At 58.2% G+C, this 8,481-nt stretch carries 3 protein-coding genes and 6 pseudogenes; 3 read left to right on the top strand and 6 right to left on the bottom strand.

Features of this window, described 5'->3' with window-relative positions; all coding sequences use genetic code 11:
- Positions 1–2,321: pseudogene (locus CKW40_RS41475) on the bottom strand (hypothetical protein); the annotation flags it as partial.
- Positions 2,322–2,427: 106 nt separating this feature from the next.
- A pseudogene (locus tag CKW40_RS41470) lies at positions 2,428–2,535 on the bottom strand (IS630 family transposase); the annotation flags it as partial.
- Positions 2,536–2,632: 97 nt separating this feature from the next.
- On the opposite strand from CKW40_RS41470, the pseudogene CKW40_RS41465 reads away from it, so the two are divergent.
- The 3 genes and pseudogenes from CKW40_RS41465 to CKW40_RS43520 all read left to right on the top strand — a co-directional run.
- A pseudogene (locus tag CKW40_RS41465) lies at positions 2,633–3,195 on the top strand (transposase); the annotation flags it as partial.
- A 170-nt stretch (positions 3,196–3,365) separates the two neighbouring features.
- Positions 3,366–4,003: pseudogene (locus CKW40_RS41460) on the top strand (recombinase family protein).
- A 39-nt stretch (positions 4,004–4,042) separates the two neighbouring features.
- On the top strand, positions 4,043–4,837 hold the full coding sequence (locus CKW40_RS43520; protein ID WP_143748522.1) for a hypothetical protein: 795 nt from the start codon (positions 4,043–4,045) through the stop codon (positions 4,835–4,837).
- Here the strand turns inward: CKW40_RS43520 and CKW40_RS41450 are convergent.
- The 4 genes and pseudogenes from CKW40_RS41450 to CKW40_RS41435 form a co-directional block, all read right to left on the bottom strand.
- Positions 4,725–5,334, bottom strand: a pseudogene (locus tag CKW40_RS41450) (transposase). The gene CKW40_RS43520 and the pseudogene CKW40_RS41450 overlap by 113 nt on opposite strands.
- Before the next feature lie 68 nt (positions 5,335–5,402).
- Positions 5,403–6,048 (bottom strand): annotated as a pseudogene (locus CKW40_RS41445) (Mu transposase domain-containing protein); the annotation flags it as partial.
- A gap of 76 nt (positions 6,049–6,124) precedes the next feature.
- The gene (locus tag CKW40_RS45205; protein WP_244571548.1) at positions 6,125–6,985 is read right to left on the bottom strand and encodes a site-specific integrase; all 861 of its coding nucleotides are present in this window, start codon (positions 6,983–6,985) and stop codon (positions 6,125–6,127) included.
- Positions 6,982–8,316: an L-tyrosine/L-tryptophan isonitrile synthase family protein gene (locus tag CKW40_RS41435; RefSeq protein ID WP_179298313.1), complete on the bottom strand. Its 1,335-nt coding sequence runs from the start codon at positions 8,314–8,316 to the stop codon at positions 6,982–6,984. The genes CKW40_RS45205 and CKW40_RS41435 overlap by 4 nt, the downstream gene beginning before the upstream one ends.
- Positions 8,317–8,481 lie beyond the last annotated feature (165 nt).

Raw genomic sequence — 8,481 nt, 5'->3', positions numbered from 1 at the left:
TCGGAGGGCACCTCCACTGGCCATGCGGACGTCGCGCCGGCCCGGCCCGGCCGCTCGGCCTGGTCGACCCCCTGCCAAAAGCGCTCCTGATCAAAGCTTTCCACGTGCGACGGGGCGCTGGGCTGCCCAAAGCGCACCTGATCAAAGCTTTCCACGTGCGACGGGGCGCTGGGCTGCCAAAAGCGCACCTGATCAAAGCTTTCCACGTGCGACGGGGCGCTGGGCTGCCAGTCAGGGTCCTCATTGAACTCCCTGAGAAAATCCCGAGCCCCCGAGCTCGGCGTGGGTGGTGCCGAGGGAAGCTCGTCAAATGCGCTGGGCTGCCCAAAGCGCACCTGATCAAAGCTTTCCCCGTGCGACGGGGCGCTGGGCTGCCAGTCAGGGTCCTCATTGAACTTCCTGAGAAAATCCCGAGCCCCCGAGCTTGGCGTGGGTGGTGCCGAGGGAAGCTCGTCAAATGCGCTGGGCTGCCCAAAGCGCACCTGATCAAAGCTTTCCCAGTGCGACGGGGCGCTGGGCTGCCAGTCAGGGTCCTCATTGAACTTCTTGAGAAAATCCCGAGCCCCCGAGCTCGGCGTGGCTGGTGCCGAGGGAAGCTCGTCAAATGCGCTGGGCTGCCCAAAGCGCACCTGATCAAAGCTTTCCACGTGCGACGGGGCGCTGGGCTGCCAGTCAGGGTCCTCATTGAACTCCCTGAGAAAATCCAAAGCCCCCGAGCTCGGCGTGGCTGGTGCCGAGGGAAGCTCGTCAAATGCGCTGGACTGCCGGGCGCCCTCGGGCGGAGACAACCCCAGCGCTCTATTCGCCTCGGCGACTTGCAGGCACTTTCGAAGCTCATCGAGTTGGCCGCATGTCAGTCTTGTGGCTTTTCTGAAGTCCTCGTAATCTGCTTTCACCGACTGTTGCTGCTGAGCACTGCCGTTGAGTCGGCTCGCTAGGCTCCCCCTATCCTCCCTTTGAAGCCAATCACTAAACTTGCGTTGCTTGGAACAAATCTTTGAGACGCGTGTTCTCTGTTCGACGGTCGCGGGTCCAAGGTTGCGGATGGTTTCGTTGTAGAAGCGATCGATAATGAGGGCGTCGTCGAGATAAGGATGGTTTTTTTGGCGCCCCATCAGGCGGGGCCCGGGACCGAGTGCTTGGAGCCCCCCCTCAGGCCCCAACCTCCGGAGATGAGACAGTGCCGCCTTGAGCTCGTTATGATCGTCCCCACCGCCTGCCCTGTAATCCTCGATGTCGGCGGCTAGTGACATTGGCTCGTCAAAAGCCCTGGTAGTCAAGGGCCGCCTGTTCTCTGCTCCGAGCCAACGAGCAAACCTCCTAAGAGGCACTAAAGTGGTATTGAGCGTGTCCTCCGGAACCCTTCCGCGCCCCCGGCCGATGGTACCGTCGGGAACAACTTCGTACGCTCGGACTGAGGCCGCGAATTGCCCGATAAGGCGCTCGTCTTCGGGATGCATCCCGGATAAGGATTTTCCGGCGCGGAAGTTCTGGAGCTTGCCCAATGCCCCACCCAAATTGATCCTGCTATTGCTGCTTGCCACCTTCATGAAGTCATCCTTAAAGGCTTTCAACAAATCAGCGTCGCCAAGCAGGTCCTCCAGTGTCACGTCTTTGGATTGAAGGAACTCGCTGAACATTTTGAGAGCGGTCACGTAGCTTTTAATGGTCCTAGGCATACGGTTCTCACGGCCCAACGCCACCTTGATTTCTTCAATGAGCCCCAGGTCCGCAGCGGACGGGCGGCTGCGCTTGGCAAAATCCATGCGAAGCTCTGAATAGACATAGACCTCGTCAGCCGCCGAGTCGCCGGATGCCTTTTCGCGACGACTCCCGCCGAAGGCTTTGTCAACGCCTGACTTGAAACGCGACCACAGTCCACGGCTCTTGCCATCTTTCGGCCGCATCGTAGGCTGCGTTTCTGACGGCGAGGTGTAGCGCGTGCTGCTGACCCCCCTGTCATGCAAGCCGGACCGCGATGCCCCTTCAGTCGAGCCATCAAGGCGTGCGCGGGGGAGGTCCACGCTAAAGCGCGTACTGCCGAACCGGTCATCCCGCAGGCCGGACTGCGATGGCATCCGCATCGAACCGCCGATATCAGCGCGCTGGATCCCTTGCGCGTCTGTGGGGCGAGTATCAGGCGAACCAGACTCTGCGGAGTTCGTATCAGACGAATTGATTTGCAGCTTGTCCAGCAGATGCTCAAAGTTCCCTGCAGCTTCAGGCATATTGCCCGATTGTTGCCTCAGCCGCTGCTGCGCTCGCATGGCAGTGTACTGATTTATATCGTAACCGTCCCACGACTTATAATTGGACTCCACATCCCTCTCCCTTGACGAGATGAATCTTTCATGGCCGCGCATCGAGGCTATCCACACCTGATGCTAAGACCGTCAGCTGTCGAGAAGCTGTCTAGAGCGCGTCCGGTTAATCTGGGTTATAACCTGCGGCCTTGAAGTAGTTCTGGAATTCGGCTGGGGTGAAGAGGTCGACGAGCGATCCGACGGCCGTCCACAGGGCTGTGATTGTCCTCTCGAGCTATGGCGGAAACTGGGTGACGACGGGTTTGAGGAGAGCGGCGTATCGAGGCGGGTGATGAAGCCTGCCAGAACCTCTCAGAGAGCGATACGCCATGAACGAGACTACCAATGTTTTGCGTCTTCGTCAGCCCGACGAAATTGATGATCCCCTGACGGATGTGCTGCGCACCGGGGCGCGCAAATTGCTGGCGCAGGCGATCGAGATCGAGGCCGAGACGTTTCTTGCCGAGATGCGGGATCTCAAGCTCGCCGACGGCCGTGCCCGGATTGTGCGGCATGGTCACGGCTCGGAGCGGAGCATCCAGACGGCGATCGGGCCAGTGCCAGTCAGCCGGGTAAAGATCCGGGATCGCGGCGCGAATGGCGAGGTTGATCGGGTCCGGTTCTCCTCATCGATCCTGCCGAAATGGGCGCGTCGGACGCAAAGTCTGGATGCGCTGCTTCCCGTTCTCTACCTGCGCGGTGTTTCGACGGTTTTCAGGAAGCGCTGAGCGCGCTTGTGGGCAAGGACGCGCCGAACCTGTCGCCCTCGGTGATCACGCGGCTGACAGGAGAGTGGAACGCCGACTACAAGCGTTGGCAAAAGCGCGATCTTTCGGCGCGTCGCTATGTCTATGTGTGGGCGGACGGGGTCTATCTGCAGGCGCGGTGTGCGATCGCTGCGAGGTCATCGGGGGAGAGGCTGTGGTGGCGCACAACCTCATCTTCCGTGTTTGGCAACGCCATCAGATGGTCCCGTTGCCTTCCCGTCATCGATATCCGCGCTGGGCATTGTTCATCCCTTCACAAACCTCTTGCCTTACACTGTCATAATGAAAGAGGATTATGAAAGACCCCGCCGGGCGAATCATCGTACGTGCCGTCGGCTTTCACAAAAGTTCGTTTCTGAAAGAGGCAATAGTACTGATCGGCTACGCCCGGGTGAGCAGAGGCGACGAGCAATCGAACAAGGCGCAGGCCAGGGCGCTTACTGACGCCGGCTGCAAGCGCATCTTTGAGGAAGAGGCGTCTGGCGGTCGCTGGGAGCGGCCTGAACTCCCAAAATGCTCGGCCATTTGAGAGAGGGCGACACCGTCGTCGTCTGGAAGCTCGACCGTCTGTCGCGCTCGCTCAAGGACGTGCTGCATATCATGGAACGCATCGAAGCCGCTTGCGCGGGGTCCCGCTCGCTGACCGAGGCGATCGATACGACGACGCCGTCAGGCCGCATGATGATGCAAATCGTCGGCTCCTTCGCCGAGTTCGAACGCGCCATGATCCGCGAGCGGACATCCGTTGGCCTCGCGCAGGCGCGCGCAGAAGGGCGGATTGGAGGCCGTCGTAGAAAATTGAACGAGAAGAAACGGCTGGAAATCGCCGACAGTGTCTTGTCCGGACGCAAATCAGCCGCCGAAATGGCGCGGCTTTACGTCATGGCTACTGGGCATGGTCTTTTCCTACTTTTTGTCTGTGCTCGGCGATAATTCTCGATACCGTCGGCTGGCTGATTTCGTCATCGTCCAATGCTCTCCGAGCATCTCGGCCAGATCATTGAACTCCATGTTGCCGGTGTCGAGAACCGGCCCGAAATGGTCGTCGAGAGTGTCTTCGAAACAATCGCGCCATTCCACAACATTCGAGAATGGCGACGGAGACGAAATCGTCTTTCACGATGTCCACTTCCCGTTGGCATCCGGCATCACCCAGAAAGAAATCACCGCCCAGCTGAAGACAGTCCCGGCTCTGCGGCAGGAGAACGCAAAATTCTGGAACTGGCTTGGCGATGTCCCGAAGGGAAGGCTAAGGCCGGTAAATCCGGCAACCTCGCATGGGACACGACTATGGAGGACGGTGCGCGGGTTCTCGGAAATGTTGAAGTGAAGGGCCGCACCTTGCATCTGTTGACGAATTCCGCTGCCCGAGCCGAAAAAGGAAGGGCGCTGATACAGGGCGCGCTGAACGATCTGGTTGGAAGGCCGCTCACCGAAATCCGCACCGTCAAGCAGATGATTGCCGAAAGGCCCGCCCGTGACAAGGATACGGCTGGTCCGGAGCTGCCACCTGAGATCGCCACAAAAGTCGTTCATGAGTTTTTGGACAAGCAGTATCGCGAGACTCTCGACGAGCCCGTCGGAATGCTGGGTAATATTTCGCCGCGTACGGCGGTCAAAACCCCAGAAGGTCAGAAAAAAGCGGCCGAGTGGCTCAAATACCTCGAAAACCGTACGGCAAGCCAGCCAGATCCGGACGATCCGATGGCAACTTACGACTTCCGCTGGATATGGAAGGAACTCGGCATCGTAAATCTCCGACGCTGATCCCTACCGTATATCCGTGTCCCAATAATGCACTGGGGCCAAGGTGAAGCTTGCGCCATCTTTTGCGGTTTCTCTTGGCTTTGTGCTTGTTTTCCAGCCATTCGCCCTCGCCGAAGACCTTCAAGCCCGTGCTGTCGACCACCAGATGGACCGAACCTGACGTTCTGGCTCCGGGCTTTGCTGACGGCAACGCCAGCCCTTTGCTACGGCGTGACAAGGTGGAAAAGTCAGGCACGGCAATATCGAACCCCATCAGCGCCGCGACACTGCAGCACACGCAGGGTCAAGCACAGCTTAATCGCCAGATCCGAGTATTTCGGCTGGCCGCCCCGAGATGTCCGCCTCGGCACCACCCACAAGCAAAGCGCCTCATCACTCACCCAGACGGTCAAATCACCACGTTGACGCAAGCTTTCATTATACGCCGGCCAATTCGTCACCTCAAATTTCTGCTTGACTATCTTGTCCCGCCGGTCGGCATTGAACTTATGCGGCATCGTCGAAATCCGGATCACGAGACTGAAGACCACAGCCTAATATCAGGCGGCCGGTTATCCACGCAACAACGCCTGAATGCATCGGGAAGTTCGGCAAAGGGTGCTCCGTTGCGAAGGGCACCTGGTTTGCGTTGAACGACAGCCAGATAGTGCCGCCAGTCATACACCGTCTGTCCTGGCCGATCATGCGATCGATCGATGATGCGGCGATGCTCTGACAATCAGACCCTCTGCAGCGACAACGACACGATCCGGATAGACCCGAAGGCTCACGGGCCGATTGGCAAAGGACGCCGGCACGCTGTAGCGGTTGCGCTCTAAATGCACGAGGCAGGTCGGGGAGACCCGCTTGGTGTATTCGACAAAGCCGTCGAAGAGACGGGACGCCGGCATGAGAGCCTGGGCTTCCTCAGCCCAGATATCGGCAATGGTGCCGCGCATTTTTCCATGCGGGGTCTTCTGCCAAAACTCCTTGCATCGAAGCTCAAGCCAGTCGTTCAGGGCTTCCAGTGATGGAAAGCGTGGTATCGGTTGAAAGAACCGATGACGCGCATCCTGCACGTTCTTCTCGACCTGTCCCTTCTCCCAGCCGGACGCGGGATTGCAGAACTCAGGTTCGAAGAGATAGTGGCTGGCCATGGCCATGAAGCGGACGTTGACGTCGCGCTCCTTGCCGCGTCCGACTTTCTCGATCGCTGTCCGCATATTGTCGTAGTTTTGTGTCCCGAACGGTTATGTGTCCCGCAGCCTGCTGATGCGAGCGCTCCCGACGACACGGGGCACATAACGATCAGAGGCTGGCGAGCCATTCGAGAACTTTTGGCTCGCTCTGCCAGACTGGCTTTCGGGGAGGTCCCACCGAAGAAGTAGCAGGCACCTGACAAGCCTCAAGCGCCTCCTGCTTCATCCTGATGCTAATCTCGGCATATCGGTTGGTGGTATCCAGGCTGACGTGGCCAAGCCAACCTCTTATGACGTTCACATCGACGCCAGACTCGAGCAGGTGCACGGCCGACGTTGTCTCCAAACATGGGGAGAAATGGACCTCTGTCCGTTGCCGATGCGAATATTCGAACCATGACGCCGGACAAGCTTGTACAGGCCGAATCGCGTTAACGGCTTTTTCGACCGCCTTGCGGATGATTTCTAGTCGACCAAGCGCCAGCAACTCAGTCAAATCGGCCAGCGGACCGAAGGTCTTCAGCCCGCCTGCCTCGCGCTTGGCATGGCCCCAGGCAATTTCCAGCTGCACCCCTTCGGCGCAATCCAGCGCAGCGGCAATACTCCTCTGCACAGCGCGGGTATCCAGCCAGCCGGCGTTCTTGGAAATGCTCGGGTTGCGCAATACCTCGGCAGCCACCGCCGCACGGTTCCAGTCTGGTTCGTCCAACCGTTCATAAAGGACGCTGGAGGCTAGGTTTTCCAACATACCACAAGCCGCGCGTGCGATCTTACCCGCCTGGCGGGCAATGCTGGTGCGCCAGCCTTCAACCGTTCCAAGCATCTGCGCCTTGTCGAGCACGATGCCGCCCTCACGTAGCGTCGTCGGATCGAACTTGCTATCGATCGAACGGCTGACCAGCAGGAGAACCCGACTCTCGCTGAGTATCGTAGCCTGCTCTAGCTGCTCCTTGCCAGAATAGCTTATCATATCCTTGCGCCGAGAAGATCGAAAATATCGCGCGAAACAAATGCTTGCGGATCGTTGGTGTAGGCAAACGGTTGGCCAGAACGAGCCAAGCGTGCCAGCGGGCCATAGCGCTCTGGGGTATGTCGCATGGCCGCATCAATCGAAACGGTGAGTGGGGTTTCGCTGTCGGTCTCACGCTCGATACGATAGCGGTAATTGATCCAGGTTTTGCCATCGCGGAAGGCAATGCCGCCGGTAGCATGCTGCGCTGTCATCCCGACATCACGCAGTGGCGAGGTGATGAACTGGAATTCATTGGGCTTACCGTGGATGGTCAGCTTGAAGGCATTCGGTGCTCGGTGTCGAAGCAGGCCGCGCTCGCGATCCACCAGCGAGATTGCCACATAGCGGCAGGCCGCCTGCCACACCTCCAAGCGCATCGTGTGGAACAGCTCGCCTAGTGCATTTGGGGTGAGATAGCCGAAGGTTGCACTATAATCGCGCCGGGCTGAGACAGCCACCGCTGGAAGCGCCAGTCGTGCGATGTGCTCAATGTAAAGGGCTTGGATATCGTCATTGTCGTAAATATCGACCGCCGCGCCAGCAAAGCCGTTGAAAAGCGTATCGTAATGTGTCGAAGTTAGCATCGAATAGAAGGTAAAACAGAGCTGGCGACCTACGTCGTCAGCCGCCTTAATTACTTCGTGGCTGATGCCAATGCTGTCGACATCGAAGAATGAACCGTATCTCGTTCGTACATCCATTACTTTCTGTTGGTAAGAAACCTCACGTTCGAATTGTTCTACGTCAGATAGGCTATTCTCGATCCATATTTCATAATCGACAAGATCAACGATACCGGTAATCTCTACCGCATCAATCCAATAAAGTAGATCATTCTGATACTGATCGACGATATTTTTCGGGGTTTTGCACGCACGTCGGTATTTGTGGCCATCAGCCAGAATGCGAATACAGCAGCCTGTAGGGCTAAGCTGGTTCAGCGCCATAGCCGCTTCGCCCAGCCGGGCAACGGTGTAAATTTCGGCGAGATCGGGCTGATTACCGCGGTTTTTCAACGGCGAGAACGGTTTGCGCGATAGGATTGGGAACACTAATTCGATTGGCAGCCCGCGTTGGATCAGCGGGGCGGCATAGTCGCGCGTAACCGCCCGCGTGATGAAATTTTCTGACGAGCGGAACCACGCACTGTCATTTTGCTCTTCCCGTGCGTGTCTAACAGCAAACGTTCTTGCGTCCGAAACGAGACAACAATGTCGCAAGCCCGACCGAAAGGTCACCACGGCCGCGCCGCCGTACCGCAACTGGTGCAAACGCAGACCGTGCGGCAATCGGCATGCAACTTGCTTCGACGAATTTGTCAGGGCGGACGTCAGTGTTCATGCAACTCAGCTGTGGCGAACCTGTACTTGCTGGATCATCACGGCGGTGCCTATGGACGAAGGACGACGCGACACCCTGCTAATTGAGTTAGCGACCAATTCATCCGCGCTTGC

Source organism: Mesorhizobium carmichaelinearum, assembly GCF_900199455.1.
In the GTDB taxonomy this organism is placed as follows: domain Bacteria; phylum Pseudomonadota; class Alphaproteobacteria; order Rhizobiales; family Rhizobiaceae; genus Mesorhizobium; species Mesorhizobium carmichaelinearum.
The sequence above is the reverse complement of the archived record's forward strand: the minus strand, read 5'-3'. Positions and strand labels throughout refer to the sequence as shown.